Genomic DNA, 23565 nt, shown 5'->3' on the forward strand with positions numbered 1-23565 from the left:
CTACTGTTCCTCCTTTTGAAATTGTGAGGCCGTTATTTCTTGATAAATCGCATTTGTTTCTAGTAACTCTTCATGAGTTCCAATTCCTACGATTTTTCCTTTTTCCATCACAATGATTTGATGAGCTTGCATCACTGAAGCCGCTCTTTGAGAGACAATAATAGTTGTTTGTTTAAACGGAGCTTTTGAAATGGCTTTTCTTAAGGCTGCATCCGTTGCATAATCTAAAGCAGAAAAACTATCATCTAATATTAAAATCTCTGGTCTTCTAACAATTGCTCTCGCAATCGTCAAGCGTTGTTTTTGTCCACCGGATAGATTTCTTCCTTCTTGTTCTAATACATACTCTAATTGGTTTGGTTTTTGTTCAACCATTTCTTTTGCTTGGGCTATTTCTAAGGCTTCATATAATTCTTGAGTTGTAGCATCAGATTTTCCCCATCTTAAATTTTCAGCAATCGTTCCTCTAAATAAAGCTACTTTTTGAGGAACAATTCCTATTTTCTGTCTTAATTCTTCTGTTGGAATCGTTTCTATGGGTTGACCATTTATACGAATCGTTCCATTGGTTGGTCGATAAAATTTAGGAATCAATGAAATTAGTGAAGTTTTCCCACTTCCTGTTCCACCAATAATACCTAAAGTTTCGCCTTTTTTTAGAGAAAACGTTAAATTTTCTAACACTTCATGACTATCTCCTTCATATTTAAGCGAAACATTTTCAAATGAAAGTACAATATCTGTCTCTTCTTTTGAAGAGAAGCTGTCCATTTTTTCTGCAAACTCATCAGGTTGTTCAATCGTCAATATTGCTTCAATTCGCTTACCACTTGCAATGGAACGTGTCACTTGAATGGTTAAATTTGCTAATTTAATAAGCTCTAATAAAATTTGCGACATATAATTGACTAAGGCAATCACTTGTCCCTTTGTTAGGATTCCTGTATCAATTTGTACTGCTCCTAATTGTAATAACACAATAATCGCAATATTAATGATAATCATTGTAATCGGATTGGTTAAACTCGATAGATGACTCACGAATTTTTGTTGATTCGCTAATGCATCTGTCTCAGCTTGAAAAGTATTTTGTTCAATTTCTACTCGATTAAACGCACGAAGAACTCTCACTCCTGTTAAATTTTCCATTGTTTTTTGAGTGATACGATCCATTCCTTCTTGTACTTTTGTAAATAGGGGAATCGTTTTTAATAAAATCGTATAAATAATGATGGATAAAACAGGAATTGTCACAACAAATACCCAAGCTGCTTGTACATTTACAATAAACGCCATTATCATTGCACCTAAAACTACAAAAGGTGAGCGAAGTAATAAGCGTAAAAATAAATTCCAACCTATTTGAACTTGTTGAATATCACTTGTCATTTTTGTAATAAGTGAATCCGTTCCAAGTTGGTCAATGGTTGAAAAATCTAATGTTGTAATTTTTTCTAATAAAGCATAACGTAATTTCTTAGCAAAACCAGTCGCTGATTTAGCAGCAAAATACTGTGCAGTAATCGAAACGATTAAACCTATCATCGCAAGAAGAATTAACAAACCGCACATTGTTAAAATATAGGACGGGCGATTTTGAGCAATTCCAACATCCATTAATTGCGCCATCACTAAGGGTACAAATAATTCAAAACTCGCTTCTAACAATTTAAATAAAGGTGCTAGCAAACTTTCTTTTTTATAATAGCTAGCATATTTCCATAATGTCTTCAAAAACTTACTCCTTAAATTGAAATTTCTCAATTAAATTGTAACAAAGTCTATAAAAAATGCAAATGAGGACATAAAAAAACTTTCGGAAAATAGCAAATGATACTATTTCCCGAAAGACCCTACTTCCAAACGTCTCCCCATTACAACACGTCCCAAGTAAAAAATGACTTTTCACAGTAGCACGAGTACTAGAAGCCAACTCGGCTTCTAGTACAGGGAAAATTGAGACCCAGGCTCAATTTTTAGCCAAGAGACCCGAAAGGGGCTTCTGGCGTCCTAGTGCTACCTCAGAAAAGTCATTTTCTACGTAGTTCTTTCTCTTCAATTAACTCCGCAATTTGTACTGCATTACTTGCTGCACCTTTACGAATATTATCCCCCACACACCAAATATGGAAACTATTTGGTTGAGAAATATCACGACGAATTCTTCCAACAAACACTTCATCATGACCAGTTGCCATTAAAGGTGTTGGATATTCATTATTAGCAGGATTATCCACTACTACAACACCAGGAGCTTTCGATAAAATTTCACGAATTTCTTCTGGAGTAGTATCTTTTTCAAAAGTAACATTTATCTCTACTGAATGTGAATTCATAACAGGCACACGCACACAAGTTGCAGTAATTGCCACTGATTCATCTAACCCTAAAATTTTACGAGTTTCTTGAATCATTTTCATTTCTTCTTTTGTATAACCATTTTCTAAGAAAACATCAATATGCGGTAATACATTATTATAAATTGGATGAGGATAATTTGTTGGCGCTAATCCTTTTTCTCCATTGACTAAATCATTAATCCCTGCTTGTCCTGAACCAGATACTGCTTGATAAGTTGTGTAAGCGACTCTCTTCAAGCCAAACGCTTCATTTAGTGGTTTTAATGGCACTACTGATTGGATTGTAGAACAGTTTGGATTCGCAATAATTTTTCTTTCTAATGTTGGTGCATTACACTCTGGAACTACTAAGTCAATCTCAGGATCCATTCTCCATGCACTTGAATTATCAATGACAATTACGCCATCTTTTTCTGCAATTGGAGCAAATTTTAATGAAGTTCCTCCACCAGCTGAGAAAATCGCATAATCAATATCACGTTTAAAAGAATTTTCTGTTAATTCTTCAACAACATAATCTTTTCCTCTAAATTGTAATACTTTCCCTGCTGAACGTGCAGAAGCTAATAAGTATAAATTTTCCACTGGAAGGTTACTTTCTGCTAATCTTTCAATCATTTTTGTACCTACAACACCTGTTGCACCTACAATTGCAATATTTACCATAATGAATCTCCTCTTTACTATAAGTCTATGTGATGAAAATTATATCGAATGTTTCTAAAAATGTAAAGAATTTGTCCTTCTAACAAACACATTTGTAACTGTTTTCGATACACTTTCGAATGAATGCTTCATCCTTACAAACATTCAATGCAATCGAAATCCAATGCTTTTTGTTCATATGATATGCTTCAAACACTCCCTCTTTTTGAAGGAGAGTCTCCTTTTCTTCTGGAGAAATCTTCACATTCAAAATCAGTACAGTTTCATCACTTGTAATTCCCAATTTACTAAATGGCATTTCCATCATTAATGCATACCATTTTCCGTTTTCTTTCACATTGTATACTGTAGCTGCTGATTTTTTAAAGGGCATTGCTGAATAAGGCGTAACATTCTCCAATATCCAATGATTCCATTTTTCTTTTAAAGCTACTAAAGATGTATCCACTGAATAACACCATTGAAATACCATCTCTTCCGCTTCTTGCCTTAATTGTTGTACAATTTTACTATTTGTAGTTGTCACATCAAATAAAGAATATCGTTCATGAAATTCATCTTTTACAATGATTTCTAAACCTTTTTCAACCGAAGTACTCACAATATAAAAATAAAACCCATCTATTTTGCTAGGAATTATTTTCCCTTCATATTCTTTTAAATCAGAAGTTAATGTCCATTTCATTTTTTATCCTTATTCCTATAATTTATATTGCGCTCGAAGTTCTAATATCATATCTCGAAGTTGTGCCGCTTTTTCAAAGTTCAAGTCTTTCGCTGCAGCACGCATTTCTAATTCCATCACTTCAATGGCTTCTCTTCTTTGTTGAGCCGTCATTTGTTTGAAATCAGTCTTAGGTGTTTCTTCTTTTTCAACTGCATGAGTAATTGCAATTAAATCACGAATATTTTTATGAATCGTTTTTGGAGTGATTCCATGTTCTTTATTATAAGCTTCTTGAATAGTTCTACGGCGATTGGTTTCATCAATAGCATATTTCATAGAATCTGTAATCTTATCAGCATACATAATCACTCGTCCATTCGCATTTCTTGCGGCACGTCCAATTGTTTGAACTAAGGAACGTTCACTTCTTAAAAATCCTTCCTTATCCGCATCTAAAATGGCAACAAGAGATACTTCCGGAACATCTAACCCTTCTCTTAATAGGTTAATGCCGACTAATACATCAAATTCGCCCAGACGTAAATTTCGAATAATTTCTGTTCTTTCTAATGTTTTAATATCACTATGAAGATATTTCACACGAATGCCGACTTCTTTTAAGTAATCCGTTAAATCTTCTGACATTTTCTTCGTTAATGTCGTAATAAATACACGTTCATTTTTTTCGATTCGGTCATGAATTTCACGAATTAAGTCATCAATTTGTCCATTAATTGGTCGAACTTCAATTAATGGATCTAACAAACCTGTTGGTCGAATAATTTGTTCTGTAACGGTTGGAGTATGAGCCATTTCATAAGGCCCTGGTGTTGCAGAAACATAAATCATTTGTGGAATTCTTTCTTCAAATTCTTCAAATCGTAATGGTCGATTATCCAAAGCACTCGGTAATCGGAATCCATATTGAATTAATTGTTCTTTACGAGCTCGGTCTCCATTAAACATACCTCTAATTTGTGACATGGTAATATGCGACTCATCCACAACATATAATGCATCTTCAGGGAAGAAGTCTAATAAGGTATACGGTGCTTCACCAGGTTTTCTTCCATCCATATGTCTTGAGTAATTTTCAATTCCGTTACAATAACCCATTTCTAGTAACATCTCAATATCATAGTTCGTGCGTTGTTCTAATCGTTGTGCTTCTAATAATTGGTTATTTTCTCTTAATTCATCTAAACGTTCTTTCAATTCTGCTTTGATCGTAGCAACTGCCCGACTAATTTCATCTTCATTCGATACAAAGTGGGCAGCTGGGAAAATAGGTACATGTTCTACGGTAGCTTTCACTTCTCCTGTTAAAACATCAATTTCTTTTAACGCTTCAATTTCATCGCCAAAAAATTCCACACGAATGGCAGAAGAATCGTGACCTGGAGGGAAAATATCTACAACATCTCCTCTCACTCGAAAACTACCTCTTCGGAAATCAATATCATTTCGCTCAAATTGCATTTCTACTAATCGAGTTAATAACTGATTCCGTTCTACTTCCATTCCTTCTCGTAAAGATAATACATGTTCACGGTAGTTTTCAGGGTTTACTAATCCATAAATACATGAAACAGATGCCACTACAATAACATCTCTTCTTTCAAGCAAAGCACTTGTAGCAGAATGGCGTAATTTGTCAATTTCATCATTGACACTAGATTCTTTTTCAATATACGTATCACTAGAAGGAACATAGGCTTCAGGTTGGTAATAATCATAATATGATACAAAATATTCTACGGCATTATTCGGGAAGAATTCTTTTAATTCTCCATACAACTGCCCCGCTAATGTTTTGTTGTGAGCTAATACTAAAGTAGGCTTATTCACTTCTTTAATAACATTAGCAATCGTAAAAGTTTTACCCGTTCCAGTTGCTCCTAATAAGGTTTGTTCATGTTTTCCTTCTAAAATTCCAGAGACTAATTCTTTAATCGCTTGTGGTTGATCTCCCTGCGGTTGATAGGGAGAATGTAATTCAAAATGATCCATTCTTCCACTCCTTTTTCTATATTCCTAATTAGTATAGCATGCTCGATATGGAAAACAAACCAGAGTAACTTCTCTATCTAGATTATGGTTCTATCGGAAGCTCCACTTGAAAATATTCCAACAGACGTTTCATCGTATCTTGTCCATCATAACAAGTATCGATTAAGTAATTCGGATTATCGAGAAATTCTTTTAATCCTCGATAGTAATAAAATTTCTTTTTATCTTCAATAATAAATGGAATCAATGAATGTTTCAGACATTCTTTAAAGGCAATCAATCGTCCTACTCGACCATTTCCATCTTGAAATGGATGAATTTTTTCAAATTGAAAATGAAATTCTACGATATCTTCAAAACTAATCTGTTTTTTCTCATGATATTTTTTTAGTAACTGTTGAATATCATTTACTACATTATTCGGAGATGAAGTTCCAATTCCCCCTACTACATTTGGACGTATTTTATACTCTCCAACATTGAACCAAGAAAGTGTTTCATCTTTTGTTCTACTTTTCAACAAATAGTGTAACCGTTTGATGATTTCTTCTGTTAATGCTTCTTCTGCCATCTCAATACAGTAATCTATTGCTCGAAAGTGATTCACTGTTTCAATAATGTCATCTACACTGACAGCCTCTTCACTAAACAGGGTATTCGTTTCAAATATATGCCTCGTTTGTTCTTCATTTAAACGACTTCCCTCAATATGATTCGAGTTATAAGTCATACGTATTTGTAACTCATGATAAATCCCTCCAGAAATCCCAAAATCCTTCTCTTCCCTTAACTGTCTAAGAATTGGATTGTTAGGAACAACAGTGTAAAGAGTTTCTTCCGCACAATCAAAATAGTCACAAAGTTTTCGAATGACTCTTGGAGAAAGTTTTTCCCCTTTTGAAATTTTTGCAATTGTTCTAGAAGAAATATGAAGAATTTTTGTCAACTCTGATTTATTTAATTGCTTTTGCTTTAATAATTGTAATAAGCCGTTATATTGATACATATTTCACCTCTAATTTCTTTACTTATTATTTCAAAAAATATTTAAAAAGTAAAGATTTTATAAGCGATAACTTCAATCTTTTTAACATTTATACAATAAATGTCACATGAAAATATTCTATTTCATCGCAAGACTTGCATTTTTATAAGGACTTTTGTATAATAATTCCTGTTGGAGACAACTGATCAGTGATTATATAAATGTAAGAAAGAGGGGTGAACCCATTGCCAAATATCGCATCACAAATCAAACGTGTTCGTACAAACAAAAAGTCAACACTAGCAAATAACTCACAAACTTCTGCTATGCGTACTGCTATCAAAAAATTTGAAGCTGCATTAGCTGAAGGTGCTGAAAATGCTGAAGAATTATTACGTGCTGCTCACAAAGCAATCGACGGAGCTGCTTCTAAAGGATTAATCCACAAAAACAAAGCTTCTCGTGATAAATCACGTCTTGCTTCAAAATTAAGCAAATAATAAAAAGCCTGAGAAATGATTCTCGGGCCTTTTTTGTACTTTTTTATTTTCATTTCAATCTGCTTGCTATGCACTCTTTTGACAAAACTTCAAAATAAATATTTCTAATTGCAATTCTTTTATTCCAAGTCCTGTTTTCAATGCATACTCCGTTTCTACTAATGAACGGTACGCTACTTCTAATAAAGCAATCGAAAATTTTCTAGATTGTCCTAGAGCGAGTTTTACACGGTATGGATGGATCCCTAATACCTTTTGCATTTCAGGTTCGTGATAGCCTTCTTTTTGTAAGTAGCTTACTTGTAATAACAAGCGAAATTGCCCTAATAAAATGGCATTCATTTTAATCGGATCTTCTTTTTGTAATAATAAATCTCGATAAATTTCAATCGCTACTTTACTATCTTTTCGAAGGACGGCTTCTCCTAGTTCAAAAATATTTTGTTCTAAACTTTTTGGAACTAATGTTGCCACTAAGTCACTATCAATCACTTTCGTATCCATGGCTGATAAGATTAACTTATCAATTTCTCTCATCGCATCAGTTAGAGAATAGTGTAATTTTTCTAAAAATAACTGTAATACAGAAGTTTCCATCGAAACGCCCTGTTCTTGTACTTTATGTTGAACCATCGCTCTTACATCTTTTTCTTCTAAAGAAGAAGCATCTAATAAGACCGCTACTTTTTTTAATTGCTTCACGATTTTTTTACGAGAGTCTAACTTTTCATATGGTGCAAAAAATACAACGACAGAAGAGTCTAATGGATTTTCTAAATAAAACTGTAATCTTTCAAGTTGATGATCGATTTTTGTTTTTTCTTTTTCACCTGTTAAAAAATATGGTTTGTCAATCATCACTAGACGTCTATCTCCAAAAAATGGGACAGATTCTGCATCTTCAACAGCTGTTTGAACAGAAATTTCTTCCATAATAAATCGAGCAACATTTAATTCTTGATCTTCAGGAGCCACTACGGATTCTAAAAACACTTGCCTTGCCCAATTTTGTAAATACTCTTCTTTTCCTTGAACTATATAAATGGGCGACAATTTCCCCGATTTAATTTCTTCTATTTTCTTTTGAAATTCCATTCATGACTCCCCTTTCTCTTAGTCTAGTGTATCGTGAAGTGTTCTTTTTGTCCATGGTTTCACTCGTCTTTATAACTTTTTATCGTATGGAATTTTCGTACGCCTTTTTCTTGCATCATATGAACTGCTCCATCTTCTTGTGAGATCCATATATGTGAAACTTGTTGTTCTAACTGTTCTAAAAAGTGTGAACTAATATGCGATTTAACTGTCTCCTTTCCTTTTTCTAACATTAAACTATTCGTTTGCATTTGTGTAAATCCATTTATTTTTGCTATTTCTTCTGCATTTTTCTTTGAAGCAATCACAAAGTCCGCTTTATTAGGTAAAGTTTTCACCTTATCTTCTACTATAAGTATTCGTTCTCCTTGGATTGTAAACATAGAACTTTGAACTTCTTTCTTACTGCCATTCGCTAGAATCAATTCCCATTTCACTCCAGAAAGTAACTGTCTCTCTCCTACTTCATGATACCGTGTCGAAACGCCCAACTCTGCAAATTCTCTTTTTTCGGATGGATTTTTAGAAACCACTACCTCACTTACTGAAAAATTTTGGATTAACTCTTTCAAATCATCACTATCTTCCACACTAGCATTCGTTAGTACAATAGAATCCAACTGAGAAATTCCTTCTACTAAAATATTATTTGTAATAGCTTTAGAAAAAGATTGTTTACGAAAGACATTCCCCTTAGAATCTGTGAACGAATTTTCTCCCCTCACTATTAAAGTAGCATGATTGAATCCTTTTGGAATATACAATACTGAAACTTGTGAACCCGTACTTAAAAAGATGATTTGCTCATGTAGATGATAAGGAATGCTAAGTGCAATGATAAAAGAACAAAACGCAAAAACGATACTTGAATAAGGACGAAACCAAGATTTTTCATAACAAACAAGAGCTACATAAATCATAATCCAATACAATATCCAGGCTACTGTTGACCATGTTCCAAATGTAAATCGTAAAAACAAAAATTGTTCACAAAAAGAAAAAATTTGATTCAATCCATTTAATAATGTATCTAAAAAGAAAACTATGCCATTAGAAATCCATACCCAATTTAATACTACTGCTAAAGCGTAAAGTAAAATCCCTGGAATAAGGATACTTTCAAACAGTAAAACTACTAAACCAGCTAACAAAATACTTAGCATATTCCACGTAAAAAAATAGTGACAAATTAATGGCAAGGCAATGATAGGAGTTAAAAAAGCAATACAAATTGTTTTCTTCCATTTTCCTTTAAGATTATGTTCGACAAAATAACTCGTCAATAATAAAATTGCCGTTAATCCGTAACTAAGTTGAAAAGCTACATTTTCAATAATACTTGTTCGATAAAACAGTGACAGCAAAAATATAATTCCCAAACAATCCTCTGTTGTCAGTTTCCAATGAAACTTCTTAGACATTTGTGCTAAAATATACATTAAAATCGCTCGTGTACCACTAATATTCCAATGAATAAAGTAACCATAAATGACTAATCCAACGATAATGACAGCAACACTTGTTTCTCGAGTCATTTTCCATTTCCATAATACTTTTTCAAGTAGATGAATAAATAATGTAATATGAAGTCCTGAAATAGCTAAAACATGCATGATTCCCAGTCTCTTATAATGCCCTATCACTGTTGCATCTGCATCTTTCGTTTTTCCGAACAGTAATAATAAAGCATAGGTACGAACAAAACTTTCTGGCTGTTTATCAATTTTCAAATAGAATTTTCTACGCCAATTTTGAAAGAGTGACATCCATGAAGGAGCATTTGCCATTTGTTTAAATCCTTTGACTTCAAACACACGCAAAATCCCAATGCTCCGATAATAACTTGGTGCATTAAAATCCCCTCTATTTTTAGGTTCATTCACAGGCTTACTCTTTCCTATTACGGATAAAGTGAGATTCGCCTCATCTTCTTCAAATAGAGCTCTCTCTTTTTCAGAATGCATGTTATATTGGAATAACACTTGATGTTTAGAAGAAGTCAACTCTAATTCAGCAATTCCCGTTACAAAGTCTCCATTGATTTTCAAATCATCCCTATTCAATCTTATAATTCCAACCAACTCCCCTTCAGGAACAATTGTAGGATGATAAACTTGATAAAAATGTAATCCAACAGAAATGAGTAAAATAAAGACCCAGAACATCTGTTGTTTAGATTGAAAATGAAGAATGAACGTCCATATTCCTATCAAAACATAAATCCCTTTTAGAAAAAGCAAAGATTCAGAAAAGATTAAACTTCCTACTATAATCTCTAAGACCGTTATCCAAATCCACTTTTTCATTGGAAAGTCACTTGGCTTTCAATCGCTTCTAAAGCTTTCTTTCCAATTCCTTTCACTTGTAATAAGTCTTCCTTTGTACGAAAGGCTCCATGTTCTTTTCGATATTGTAGAATGGCTTCTGCTTTTTTCTTTCCGATTCCTTTTATCGTTTGTAATTCTTCCAGAGTTGCCGTATTAATATTAACCGTTCCTTTTTTTGAATTGGATGAATTCGTATTAGTCGAACTTCCTTTTCCAGAATTTTCCTCTGTGACGCTACCTTCTTGTTTAGAATGTACATTAGGAACAACAATTTGCATTTGATCGGTAATTTTTTGTGCTAAATTAATTTTTGTTTTATCTGCATCTTCTGTAAATCCTCCTGCCTTTTTAATCACTTCTTGTATGCGACTCTCACAAGAAAACTCGTACACTCCCGGCCTTAGAACTTCCCCTTTAACATCCACATAACAATTTTGTGGCATCATCACCGTTGTTTCTTCTACTCTTGTTGTATTGACCGCATTTGTTACCATCACTTTTTCTTTTGTAGAAGAAGCCATCATCCCTCTTCCTACAAGAATAATAACGATAACTGCTAATACACCTCCAATTATTGACAGAACTTTTTTATATTCCATCAATAAACGTCTTACTTGCATAAAAAAATAAAACATCATTTTTCCCTCCTCTAACTATAGATACGAAAAAAATGACGTTTTGTATTTTATTTTTGTAAAATTTTTACTGCATCTTCAAAATTTTTTACTGGATACACTTGAATGTTGGATTTTATCTTCTCAGCGGTTCGTTTAGCTTCTTCATAATTCGATAAAATATTAGGATTTTTTTCTCTCATTTCATCCGTAATTTCATCATCAGGTGCTAGGAAAATAGTTGCTCCAGCTCGAACAGCTGCCACTAATTTCTTATCTACTCCACCAATTCGTCCAATTTCTCCTTTTTCATTCATAGTCCCTGTACCAGCAACGATTCTACCTTGTTTTAAATTATTATCTGTTAACTGGTTATAAATTTCTAATGTAAACATGAGACCTGCTGATGGCCCACTAACCCCATGTGGATCAAAATCGACTTTAGGTGATTCATGCAATTTCGAATGAGTCACTAATTGAATGCCTAGCATTGGTTTACCTGTATCCGGATTTTCTACTAAGACTCCAGTTTTTTCAATAGTCTCTTGATTACGATTAATTTCAATCGTAACCTGATCACCAATTTTTTTAGAACTAATCGCTTGAATCATTTCTTGTGCGGATGAAAATGATTCTCCGTCCACTTTTGTCACAATATCTCCTACTTGAATCTTCTCTTTAAAATCAGATTCAGGGACAACTGTCATAACATATACGCCTAAAAATTCTTCTTCAACAGATTTGCCTGCTGCCTTATACGCTACTGAAACGGCAGCATTTCTAGCTTGTTGCATATAATATTCCTGAATTTTATTGTATTCCTTACTAGGAGTTGTTCCATAAACTTTTTCTTTTGGAATCATCTCAACATGAGGAAGCAATGTTTGAAGGGCTAATAAAGGGGTTGCTTGTTGTGAAAATACCGTCATTACTCGAAACGATCCTTCCTTCTTCTCATTAACTCCTTCAATTGTAATAAAATCCTCTACTTTTTCAGCACTTCCTGGCATTTCTAACACATAAGGTAAAGGATAAAATGCGAGGATTCCTAAAATGAATAAACTAACGAGCGCAATCACAATCGTTCGTAAAGAAATTTTCTTCATTCTTACTCACTTCTTTCTTGAAGCTTCATTTGTTGAAACTCTTGTTCCGCATATATTTTTTTCAAAATTCCAGCGACACTCTCTGGAACTAAAGACTCAAATTCTCCGCCAAATTTAGCTAATTCTTTCACCATTGTTGAACTAACATATTCATAGGCTGGTTCACTCATAAGTAGGACAGTTTCAATCTTTTCATCTAATCGATGATTATGATATGCTAATGTCTTTTCTAATTCTAAATCTTGACTATTGCGAACGCCTCTTAAAAGAACGGTTGCTCCTAATTGTTTTGCAGCTTCGACTGTTAACCCACCGTCCTGTACAACAACTCGAACATTTTTCCAGTTTGATACAGCTTCCTGAACCGTTTGAACTCTCTCTTCTTTTGTTAAAGTATACTGCTTTTGATGATTATGAGAGATTAACACAATCACTTCATCAAATAATACTGTCGCACGTTGAATTAAATGAAGATGCCCCTTTGTAATGGGGTCAAAACTTCCTGCGTAAATTGCTTTTACCATACAAATCTCCTATTCAAATTCAAAGAAAATTAATGCTGTAATGCCATACTCTACTCGTTTCCATTGAGTAAATCGTCCAATTTTTTCTGGTAATTGAACTGCTTTATCTACTTCTGCTACAACTACAGCATCTTCTGCTACTAATGATAGCTTTTCCAATTGCTCGATATCATTGATAATTTCTTGCAGTCGATACGGCGGATCCATAAACACTAAAGAAACAGGTTCAAAGTCTTCTCTTGTCGCTAATGTTTTCAATCCATGCTTCACATTTTGTTTTAATAATGTAAATTGCTCCGGACTTTTTGTAATTTCAATATTTTGTTCAATGGTCTGAATCGCTTGTCGATTATTTTCAAATAAAAATGCATGTTCCATTCCTCTAGAAACAGCTTCAATCGCTACTCCTCCACTGCCTGCATACATATCCAACATCACACCACCATCAAAATATCCTCCTAAAATATTAAATAAGGATTCTTTAATTTTATCAGTTGTAGGTCTTGTGTTCTTTCCTGGAACAGCACGAAGATGTCTTCCACCAAATTCGCCAGAAATAATTCTCATCTGTGTTCCTCCTTTAATATGATTCTCTTTATTATATACGCTCAAAAAAAGAATAACAACTCACAAGAAGTAGAAGAAATCTCACAAAACAGAAGTAGGTAGAACTATGAATTTTAATTCGGTCGAATTCGACTGAATTAAATCTTCTAAAAAAGTCATGACCACCTGTCTAACAGATAGTCATGACTTTTACAAATAAACATTACGCTTCTGTAGCCAATGCTCGTTTTTCTAATTCAATTTCCTCACGCAATTCTGGTAAGATTTGTGTAAAATCCATTCGAACTTCATGGCGAGGAGAGACTTCAACTTTTCGAACAAAATGGAATTTGCTAACTTTATCCATTACACTTTCCACTTCATCTTCATTGACATACAAGTAAATATATTTTAGACGTTTGGAAATATAATGAATATTGCCGAAACGTTTTAATTGTTTAATTGGTTTTAATGTATAGAGCCATACAATAATTGCTCTTCTTTCTACTTGTTCCATGTTTACTCCTCTCTTTATTATTTTTTACGAATTGTTAATAGTAAATCACTAACATCAATCATGTCTTGTTCTTTAACAGCAATGGTCTCAACAACGCCATCAAATGGTGCTTGAATCGTTGTTTCCATCTTCATTGCTTCTGTTACAAGTAGCACTTGTCCTTTACGAACTGCTTCACCTTTTGTAACAAATACTTTTAGGACACTACCTGGCATTGTTGCCCCAATTTGACCAAAGTCATTCACATCTGCTTTTTGACGTTTGACAGTTGTCATTGTTGCACTCGCATCATGCACAATAATTTCTCGACTTTGTCCATTGAATCGATAGAACATAATTCGGTTGCCATCCTGGTCAGGTTCCCCAATTTGAACTAATGTAATCATGAAGACTTTACCTGGAGCATATTCCATTTGAATCGTCTCACCCATACGCATTCCATAGAAGAAGGTTTGCGTATCTAATTTACTTAAATCTCCATATAATTCTTTTCTCTCTTGGTATTCTTTATAAACTTTTGGATACATCAGATAACTTAGTACTTGTTGGTCTTTTGGTTTATGTCCTAGTAAATCTTCTAATTCTTTACGAACTTCTTCAAAATCTACTTCAGGTGCTAATAATCCTGGTCGAACCGTAATTGGTTGGATCTCTTTTAACACAACTTTTTGAAGTTTTTCATTAAAGCCTCCAACTGGTTGTCCTAAATCCCCTCTAAAGAATTGAATCACAGACTCTGGGAAGGATAATGTTAGTCCTTTTTCATAAATGTTTTCTTCATTGAGTTCATTTTGAATACAGAATAATGCCATATCTCCAACAACTTTAGAAGAAGGGGTTACTTTAATAATATCTCCAAATAATTGGTTCACACGGTGATACATATCTTTTACTTCTTCAAAACGTTCTCCTAAACCAACTGATTTAGCTTGTTGGTATAAATTCGTATATTGTCCACCTGGCATTTCATGATAATAAACTTCAGGACTTGGAGAAACTTGTACTTGATCAAATGCATGATAAGATTTGCGAATTGTTCCCCAATAACGGTTTAATTTTGCTACATTTTCCATCTCTAATTCAGGTTGACGAGTCGTACCTTCTAAACCATGATATAGAGTTTCCATGCTTGGGTTAGAAGTTCCACCTGCTAAAGCACTAAAGGCTACATCCACAACATCTACTCCAGCATCAATTGCTGTTGCCAATGTTAAAATACCATTTCCACTTGTATCATGAGTGTGTAAATGAATTGGAATATCCACTGATTCTTTTAAAGTTGTAATCAATTGTTTAGCTGCTTGAGGTTTTAATAATCCTGCCATATCTTTAATGGCAATCATATGCGCACCTGCTTTTTCTAAATCTTTTGCAAACTGTTTATAATATTCTAATGTATATTTTGTTTGCATTGGATTTAATACATCACCTGTATAACACATTGTCGCTTCTGCAATTTTCCCTGCTTCACGAACGGCTTGAATACTCACTTCCATTTGAGGCAACCAGTTTAAGCTATCAAAAATTCTGAACACATCAATACCTGCTGCAGCTGCTTCTAAAATAAACGCACGAATGATCGCATCTGGATAATTCGAATAGCCTACTGCGTTAGAACCACGTAATAACATTTGTAATAGTGTATTTGGCATTGCTTTACGAATTTTTTCTAATCGATTCCAAGGATTTTCTGTTAAGAAACGATACGCTGTATCAAAAGTTGCCCCACCCCAAACTTCTGCCGAGAATAACTGAGGTACCGCAGCTTCATATTGTTGTGCTGCTTGAATTAAATCAATCGAACGCATTCTTGTAGCCATCAAACTTTGATGCGCATCTCTAAAACTTGTATCGGTTAAAAGAACTTTTTCTTGTTCTAATACCCATTTAGAAACTGCATCCGCACCTTTTTCATCTAATAATTGCTTAGCTGTTTGTTGTGGTTTTGAAACAGGATTCAATGTTTCGATATAAGTCGGTCTCTCAAATGCCTTTGTTTCTTGCGGAATTCCTGGATATCCATTCACAGTAATTTCTGAAATATATTTTAAAATTTTATTTCCACGATTACTTTCCTTTGGAAACTTAAATAATTCAGGTGTTGTATCGATAAAAGTTGTTTTTGCAGTTCCTGTTAAGAAATCATCATGATGAATCACATTTTTTAAAAATGGAATATTTGTTTTAACACCACGAATTCTAAATTCTTTTAATGCACGTTGCATCGTTGTAACTGCTTGAGAAAAATCACGACCATACGTACATACTTTTACTAATAGCGAGTCAAAATATGGCGTAACCACATTTCCTTGGAATGCATTTCCTGCATCTAAACGAATACCCAATCCACCTGGTGAACGATACGTATTAATTTTACCAGTATCTGGCAAGAAGTTATTTTCAGGATTTTCGGTAGTAATACGGCATTGAATCGCAGCACCACTAAAAGTTAAGTTTTCTTGTGTAGGAATGCCAATTTCTTGATGCAAATCCAACCCTTGAGCAATTTTTAATTGTGCTTGAACAATATCAATTCCTGTAATTAATTCTGTTATCGTATGCTCTACTTGAACTCTCGGATTTACTTCAATAAAGTAAAATTGATTTCCATCTAATAAAAACTCAACTGTCCCTGCATTGACATAACCAATTTCTTTCATAAAGCTAGCGGCAGCATTACAAATTTTGGAACGCATCTCTTCTGAAAGAGAAACACATGGAGCTACTTCAATCACTTTTTGGTGACGTCTTTGAACAGAACAATCTCGTTCAAACAAATGAACAACATTTCCATGTTCATCCCCTAAAATTTGCACTTCAATATGTTGTGGATTCTCAATATATTTCTCTACATAACATTCTCCAGCACCAAAAGCTTTGATCGCTTCTCCTACAGCACGGTCATAGCTATCTTGAACCTCTTCTTTGCGATAAACGACACGCATCCCACGACCGCCGCCACCAAGGGCAGCTTTAATCATAATCGGATAGCCAAATTGTTCTCCAAACTCATAAATTTCTTGAACAGAAGATACTGTACCATCTGTTCCAGGAATCGATTGTAAGCCCGCCTTATGTGCAGCAGTTTTTGCTTTTAATTTATCGCCTAACATATCTAAATGTTCTAAATGAGGCCCAACAAAAATTAGTCCTGCTTCTTGACATTTTCTAGCAAAATCAATATTTTCAGATAAAAAACCATAACCAGGATGAACAGCATCTACCCCAGATTGTTTCGCAATACGAATAATATCATCCATATCTAGATAGGCTTCTGTTGGCTTCTTACCTTCTCCAACTAAATAGGCTTCATCAGCTTTAAAACGATGCAATGAATGATCATCTTCCTTGGCAAAAATACCAACCGTTTCAATCCCTAATTCCGAAGCGGCACGAAATACACGAATCGCAATTTCTCCACGATTAGCCACCAGTAATTTCTTCATGCTCATCCTCCTTTATCTCTTCGTTCTTTGTTAAAGCTTCTTTCTCATTACTATCAAGAGTAATCTCTTCTTTTTCATCCTGATTTTCATGTTCTTCAATTTCTGTTTCAAATAATCTAATTTGATACATTTTTTCTGCTTGATACTCTTTATCATATTTTAATGCAAATAAAACCATCCCAATGGCGATACTTGAAACAACAAAACTAGATCCCCCATAACTTAAAAATGGTAATGGAACCCCCGTAATAGGAGCTAATCCAAGTAAAGCTCCAATATTAATACTACTTTGAACTAAAAAGAAAATGCCCACTCCTAGACAAATATATTTCGAAAAAGCAGAACGACATTTTTGAGTTCTCCAAAAAATATAAAAAATTAAGAAAAATAGCACTGCTAACACTAGCCATACTACAAAAAATCCTAATTCTTCTCCTACAATTGCCATAATAAAATCAGTATGAGCTTCTGGTAAAAATCCAGTTTTTTGTATCGAACTCGATAATCCTGTCCCTGTTAATCCACCTCTAGCTAAAGCTAAAAAACCTTGAATCGATTGATACCCTGTACCACTTATATCGTCCCATGGATTATGAAATGATAAAAATCGTCCTAATTGATAAGCTTTAAAAGGTAAATATTGAAGAATAGATACTGGTAAAAAAGTAAATAAATACCCTAAAACAAATAAGATACCTGAAACACCTAGTGCTTTTCTTGAATATCCAGTCGTTAATGCTAATAACCACATCATTAGAAAAATAATCGCCATCGTACCAAAGTCCGGTTGCATCAAAACTAGAACGCAGACAAATAATGCCATTCCCAGTGGATATCTAAATAATACTTTCCAATCTTTGACCTCTTTAAACTTGTCGTAATAAAATGCACTCGCCCATATTAAAATAACTTTTCCAAATTCAGATGGTTGTAAATTGAATAGTCGTAAATTAATCCAACTTTTTGCTCCTTTAATTCCTGTTTGAGTTAAAACATAAAAGAGTAATAGAATTAATAAAACATATACCCCTTGCAAATATCGTTCCTTAAAAAAGAACCTTTTACCATTATTTGCTATGCTAATCGCTATAATAATTCCTGCTACTACAAATATAAATTGACGAATAATGAAATATTCTGAATTTCCAACAGAAGATAACGAAAAATAACTACTAGCACTATAAACCATAATAAGACCAAAAGCTGACAATATTATAAATATCATCAAAATGATTTGATCTACTTGAAATAAATTTTTGATTTTACTTTTTAATTTCAAATCACTATTTCCTCTTACTTTCTTTAAGATTGCCAGTTTTTCTCATATACATCACTATATACTTCATTTAATGCATATTCTAAATCTGCCATTAATTGATGCCCTTCATTTGCTTCAACTACCCCAATTGAAACTGCAAATTCTACTTGTTTAGATAAACCAAATAATTGAGTATCAACTACTTCTTCAAATGCTGGACATTTTGCAATACATAAATGATTTTTTTGCTGATGAATTAATTGATAAATTTTATTAGCATTTTCTTTTAATTGCTCTAATGCTTGATTTTGCTTTGTATTTGACATACACTTTCTCCTTTTGAATAAAATAACTCAAAATGATTATACCACAAAGAGTCAGCTTTTCTAAATAATGATTCAAAAAAACTCTATTTGTGACTAAATCGCACAAATAGAGTTGTATACATACTAATTTTATTTATTTATTTGGAGGAAGCATCGATAAGCCTACTCTTCCTTTTTTAGAATCTATTTCAATAACCCATACTGTTACAATATCCCCAACTGCAACAACATCACTTGGATGTTTCACAAATCCTTGTTTCATTCTAGAAATATGAACTAAGCCATCTTGTTTTACGCCAATATCAACAAATGCACCAAAGTCAACTACATTACGAATCGTACCTTGTAATTCCATTCCGACTTGAATATCTTCCATTGATAAAACATCACTTCTTAAAATTGGAGGATCAATTTCCTCACGAGGATCTCTTCCAGGTTTTGTTAATCCTGCAAAAATCATATCCAAAGTTTCAAATCCAATTCCTAACTCTTCAGATAATGAGTCTTTATCAAGAATAGACAGCGCTTGTCCTACTTTTTCTGTCCCTATTTCTAATTTTGTTGCTTGAATTTTTTCTAAAATCTTTTCAGCAATTTCATATGATTCTGGGTGAATATCTGTTCCATCTAGTGGATTTTTCCCATCCACAATTCTTAAAAATCCTACTGCTTGTTCAAAAGCCTTTGGTCCTAAGCGAGGCACTTTTTTCAATTGAGAACGATTCGTAAATTTGCCATTTTCATCACGATAAGCAACTACATTTGCGGCAGTTGTTTTTGTTAATCCTGCAATATGTTCTAGTAAAGCTGCACTCGCTGTATTGACATTCACTCCAACTTTATTCACGGCAGTTTCTACAACAATATCTAATCTCTCATCCAATTGTTTTTGACTAACATCATGTTGATATTGACCTACTCCTACTGCTTTTGGATCAATTTTCACTAATTCTGCTAATGGATCTTGCAAGCGACGAGCAATACTTACTGCAGAACGTTCTTCAACTTGATAATCTGGGAATTCTTTTCGTGCAATCTCACTAGCTGAATAAACAGATGCACCCGCTTCACTCACAATCGTATAATAAATTTTACGATTGATTCCCTTAATCTGTTCACTGACAAATGCTTCCGATTCACGGCTTGCAGTACCATTTCCGATTGCGATTAAAGTAACCTGATAATCTTCTAATAATTTTTTAAAACTTTCTCCTGCCTGAGCTCGTTTAAAATCACTCGCTCCTTGGTGCGGATATATAACTGCTTTGTCTAAAACTTTGCCTGTTTCATCAATAATCGCTAGTTTACAACCTGTTCTATATGCTGGGTCTAATCCTAAAATTACATGTCCTTTCATTGGAGCTTGTAATAATAAATTTTGTAAATTTTCTCCGAAAATCTCTATTGCCTGTGTTTGAGCTTTTTCTGTTAATTCCGAACGAATTTCACGTTCAATCGCAGGTGCAATGAAACGTTTATAACTATCCTCAATTGCTGCTTTTATATAAATCGCAGATGGAGAATCTGTTTTTGAAATTTCTTTCTTTATGATTTTTTCTAATGGAATCGTTGCATCAACTTCCAAGCTAACTTTTAACACACCTTCTTTTTCAGCACGATTCACCGCTAAAATTCTGTGTGGCACAATTGTTTTAACGAGTTCCTGATAGTCGTAATACATTTCGTATACGTGTTTTTCGTCTTTTTCCTCGTCTTTAAGACTTGTGACAAGCATAGCTTTTTTCAAAGTATTTTCTCGAACTAGTTTTCTATAAAATGCATTATCTGAAATTCTTTCTGCTATAATTTCTAAAGCACCTTTTAAAGCATCTTCAATCGTTAAAATGTCTTTTTCTGGATTTATAAATGTCGTTGCTTTACTTTCAATTTCTTCCATCGTACAAGCAGATAAAAATTCAGCAAGTGGTTCTAATCCTGCTTCTTTAGCAATAGTAGCTTTTGTATGTTTCTTTTGTTTAAATGGTCGATAAATATCTTCTAAAGCAGTTAATGTTTTAGCTTTCATTAAGTCAGATAAGATTTCATCTGTTAATTTTTCTTGTTCATCAATTAATCGAATGACTTCATCTTTTCTTTTTTCAAAATTAACTAAATAGCGATATCTTTCTTCAATTTCACGAATTTGAACTTCGTCCAAACTCCCAGTTTGATCTTTACGATAACGTGCTATAAATGGAACGGTATTCCCATCTTCTAATAAAGCTAGAACTGTATCAATTTGTTTTGAAGTATAGTGACTTAATTCTTGCTTCAATATCTCCAAAGCACGATACTCAATTGTTAATTCTTTTTGTTCCATCATACCCCTCCATTCGATTTTATCCTAACATAAAATTTATTCTATTGAAAGTATTTTCAATTTTCCTAAAAAAGATAAAATTCTCACAATAAAAAAATTTTTTTTTAAGATTTTTTCGTATCTATAAGTAAAGAGACAATAGTCGTATTCAAAATAAAATTAAGGGATAATAAAAATGAAAGAACAGATAAACATACAAAATCTAAAAGAGATGAAACTAAATGAAGCATGAAATAGATAACATTCATCAAGATATTTATAACAATATTAAACAATTAATGAATCAAGCAAGGAATAAGGTATCCAGAGAAGTCAATAATATTCTTGTTCAAACCTATTGGGAAATTGGACGAATTATCGTAGAAGATGAACAGGAAAACTTAAATAGAGCTGAGTATGGGAAAAAATTAATAGCAGATTTATCAAAGAGACTTACAAAAGAATATGGCAAAGGATTTTCAAGGTCTAATTTACAAAATATGAGGAATTTTTATTTGTTGTATCCAATTTGCCAGACACTGTCTGGCAAATTAAGTTGGTCACATTATTGTGAATTACTGTCTGTCAGTGATGAAAAGAAACGAAGTTTTTACGAAAAAGAAACCATTCAAGCAAATTGGTCGGTAAGAGAGTTGAAACGGCAAATTAAAACCTCGCTTTTTGAAAGGTTACTACTCTCATCGGGAGAAGAGAATAAAGAAAAAGTATTAGACTTAGCTCTAAAAGGAAATGAAATTAATAAGGCAAGTGATCTTGTAAAAGATCCTTATGTATTTGAATTTTTAGGATTACCTGAAGAAAAGCTTATGATGGAAAGTGATTTAGAAAAATCTTTAATGACTCACATTGAAAAATTCTTACTTGAACTAGGCAAAGGCTTTATGTATGTGGGAACACAACAAAGAATAACACTTGGAAACACTCATTATTATGTGGATATGGTATTTTACAATAAACTATTAAAAAGTTATGTTTTGATTGAATTAAAAACCGGAAAACTAATGCCAGAAGCTGTTGGACAACTCAATATGTATTTGAACTACTACAAAACAGAAGTAAATGATGAAACGGATCATGAACCAATTGGAATTATCCTTTGTACCGATAAGGATAGTATTCAAGCAGAATATGCTCTTGGAAATTTATCTAATCAAATATTTGCATCTAAATACACTTTGTATATTCCAGATAGAGAAGTACTTGAGGAACAAGTTGAGAGAGTGTTAAGGGATTATAACGGGAAATAAACTAGCGTTAAATAAAAATTGAAAGCTACTTATTCAAAAAATAAAGGACGATTACGGGAATACAAATAGTAAAATCCAAAAAATAAAGTGAACATCCCGACTTAATTTTTCTAAAAAAGTTACCATAAAAAAATTTTTTTTAAGATTTTTTTCGTATCTATAAGTGAAGAGACAATACTAAAAATAATTTACTAGTATTCTCCTTCAAAAATAAAATAGAGAGGATGTTATCCGATGGAAAAACGTACGAACCAAGCACAAACAATGACAAATGTCCTAGCACAGAAAGTTTTCAGTAATCCTGAAATAACGGCACAATTTATGAGTGATATACTAGAACTACCCGTTCATGAAGTAAAATTACTGAATCCTTTTGAGAATCTGGATCATAATAAAGCAAGCATCACTGCCTTAGCACAATTAGCCAGTAGATCCGAAATGATAATAGAAATTCAAATAGTGGAGGAAGTTAATATCAACGAATCCTATTATTTATATCTTTCAAACTATTTCACTAAAAATAAAGAGTTATTTGAAGCAAAAGAACTTAATCCAATGTACTTTGTCAATGAAGTACTACCATTTTATACCATTTACATCACACAAAAACGATGTTTCGATGATGAAAGAATGTTCCATTCATTCACTTTATTAAGTGATGCTTCAAACGAATCACTAAAAGTAGATTTCAAAGGATTCGATGAACCACAAAATCTTGCTGAAATGAAATTTTTAGAATTGGATAAATATCATACAGAATATACACAAGATTACAGTAAAGTACGTTGGATTGAATTGTTCACTAATAACCCATTTACACAAGCACCAGACCCTATACTCAAACAAGTAGAACAAATTCGAAAAACACTTGAAGACAGAAAAGAGTAATGCTCATTTTACAGTAAAACACTATGATAACGACTCGATAAAAAAAGGGCAGCTGTAATAACGGCTGCCCTTTTTATCCATAAAACACCAAAAACTCTCCTATCATCCAAAAAGACTTCGCATAGTAGCTCAAGGCATGAAACACCGAAGCTGGTTGCTGCCG

General features: G+C 33.3%; 19 protein-coding genes. 3 read left to right on the forward strand and 16 right to left on the reverse strand.

The features are described from left to right. The 5 genes from RYL55_RS01330 to RYL55_RS01350 all read right to left on the reverse strand — a co-directional run bounded on the left by RYL55_RS01330 (position 1) and on the right by RYL55_RS01350 (position 6709). Positions 1-1734, reverse strand: a complete 1734-nt coding sequence (locus RYL55_RS01330) for an ABC transporter ATP-binding protein (RefSeq protein WP_315006607.1) — start codon at positions 1732-1734, stop codon at positions 1-3. Positions 1735-2030: 296 nt separating this feature from the next. Next, the gene (locus RYL55_RS01335) at positions 2031-3026 is read right to left on the reverse strand and encodes an aspartate-semialdehyde dehydrogenase (protein ID WP_315006609.1); all 996 of its coding nucleotides are present in this window, start codon (positions 3024-3026) and stop codon (positions 2031-2033) included. 79 nt (positions 3027-3105) lie between these two features. Further along, on the reverse strand, positions 3106-3711 hold the full coding sequence (locus RYL55_RS01340) for an MmcQ/YjbR family DNA-binding protein (RefSeq protein ID WP_315006611.1): 606 nt from the start codon (positions 3709-3711) through the stop codon (positions 3106-3108). 15 nt (positions 3712-3726) lie between these two features. Then, positions 3727-5703, reverse strand: a complete 1977-nt coding sequence (gene uvrB, locus RYL55_RS01345) for an excinuclease ABC subunit UvrB (RefSeq protein WP_315006613.1) — start codon at positions 5701-5703, stop codon at positions 3727-3729. An 82-nt stretch (positions 5704-5785) separates the two neighbouring features. Further along, on the reverse strand, positions 5786-6709 hold the full coding sequence (locus RYL55_RS01350; protein WP_315006614.1) for a Fic family protein: 924 nt from the start codon (positions 6707-6709) through the stop codon (positions 5786-5788). Between the two features lie 224 nt (positions 6710-6933). Between RYL55_RS01350 and rpsT the strand changes: the two genes are divergently transcribed. Next, a complete protein-coding gene (rpsT, locus tag RYL55_RS01355; RefSeq protein ID WP_315006615.1) occupies positions 6934-7188 on the forward strand; it encodes a 30S ribosomal protein S20 in 255 nt (84 codons plus the stop codon). 66 nt (positions 7189-7254) lie between these two features. Here rpsT and holA read toward each other — a convergent pair whose 3' ends face one another. The 11 genes from holA to RYL55_RS01410 form a co-directional block, all read right to left on the reverse strand. Continuing rightward, positions 7255-8283 carry a DNA polymerase III subunit delta gene (gene holA / locus RYL55_RS01360; RefSeq protein ID WP_315006617.1) on the reverse strand — a complete coding sequence of 343 codons (1029 nt, stop codon included), beginning with the start codon at positions 8281-8283 and terminating at the stop codon, positions 7255-7257. A gap of 59 nt (positions 8284-8342) precedes the next feature. Further along, entirely contained in the window at positions 8343-10589 is a 2247-nt protein-coding gene (locus RYL55_RS01365; protein WP_315006619.1) for a ComEC/Rec2 family competence protein, read from the reverse strand. After that, positions 10586-11248 carry a ComEA family DNA-binding protein gene (locus RYL55_RS01370; protein ID WP_315006621.1) on the reverse strand — a complete coding sequence of 221 codons (663 nt, stop codon included), beginning with the start codon at positions 11246-11248 and terminating at the stop codon, positions 10586-10588. Before RYL55_RS01370 ends, RYL55_RS01365 begins: the two co-directional genes overlap by 4 nt. A 47-nt stretch (positions 11249-11295) precedes the next feature. Continuing rightward, the gene (locus tag RYL55_RS01375) at positions 11296-12330 is read right to left on the reverse strand and encodes a SepM family pheromone-processing serine protease (RefSeq protein WP_315006622.1); all 1035 of its coding nucleotides are present in this window, start codon (positions 12328-12330) and stop codon (positions 11296-11298) included. A gap of 2 nt (positions 12331-12332) precedes the next feature. Continuing rightward, positions 12333-12854 carry a pantetheine-phosphate adenylyltransferase gene (gene coaD, locus RYL55_RS01380; protein ID WP_315006624.1) on the reverse strand — a complete coding sequence of 174 codons (522 nt, stop codon included), beginning with the start codon at positions 12852-12854 and terminating at the stop codon, positions 12333-12335. Positions 12855-12863: 9 nt separating this feature from the next. Continuing rightward, entirely contained in the window at positions 12864-13439 is a 576-nt protein-coding gene (gene rsmD, locus RYL55_RS01385) for a 16S rRNA (guanine(966)-N(2))-methyltransferase RsmD (RefSeq protein ID WP_314110674.1), read from the reverse strand. 184 nt (positions 13440-13623) lie between these two features. After that, complete coding sequence (locus RYL55_RS01390; RefSeq protein ID WP_315006625.1) at positions 13624-13917, reverse strand: YlbG family protein; 294 nt, start codon at positions 13915-13917, stop codon at positions 13624-13626. A 17-nt stretch (positions 13918-13934) separates the two neighbouring features. Further along, positions 13935-17363 carry a pyruvate carboxylase gene (locus RYL55_RS01395; protein ID WP_315006627.1) on the reverse strand — a complete coding sequence of 1143 codons (3429 nt, stop codon included), beginning with the start codon at positions 17361-17363 and terminating at the stop codon, positions 13935-13937. Then, the gene (locus RYL55_RS01400; RefSeq protein ID WP_315006629.1) at positions 17341-18642 is read right to left on the reverse strand and encodes a putative peptidoglycan glycosyltransferase FtsW; all 1302 of its coding nucleotides are present in this window, start codon (positions 18640-18642) and stop codon (positions 17341-17343) included. The genes RYL55_RS01395 and RYL55_RS01400 overlap by 23 nt, the downstream gene beginning before the upstream one ends. Positions 18643-18665: 23 nt before the next feature. Then, entirely contained in the window at positions 18666-18947 is a 282-nt protein-coding gene (locus RYL55_RS01405) for a DUF1507 family protein (RefSeq protein WP_315006631.1), read from the reverse strand. Between the two features lie 133 nt (positions 18948-19080). Further along, positions 19081-21267: a Tex family protein gene (locus RYL55_RS01410; RefSeq protein WP_315006633.1), complete on the reverse strand. Its 2187-nt coding sequence runs from the start codon at positions 21265-21267 to the stop codon at positions 19081-19083. A 221-nt stretch (positions 21268-21488) separates the two neighbouring features. On the opposite strand from RYL55_RS01410, the gene RYL55_RS01415 reads away from it, so the two are divergent. Both RYL55_RS01415 and RYL55_RS01420 read left to right on the forward strand, forming a co-directional pair. Then, entirely contained in the window at positions 21489-22514 is a 1026-nt protein-coding gene (locus RYL55_RS01415; RefSeq protein ID WP_315006634.1) for a PDDEXK nuclease domain-containing protein, read from the forward strand. 234 nt (positions 22515-22748) lie between these two features. Continuing rightward, positions 22749-23402, forward strand: a complete 654-nt coding sequence (locus RYL55_RS01420) for a hypothetical protein (RefSeq protein ID WP_315006635.1) — start codon at positions 22749-22751, stop codon at positions 23400-23402. The last annotated feature ends 163 nt before the right edge of the window (positions 23403-23565 follow it).

Source organism: uncultured Granulicatella sp. (genome assembly GCF_963515615.1).
Classification (GTDB): domain Bacteria; phylum Bacillota; class Bacilli; order Lactobacillales; family Aerococcaceae; genus Granulicatella.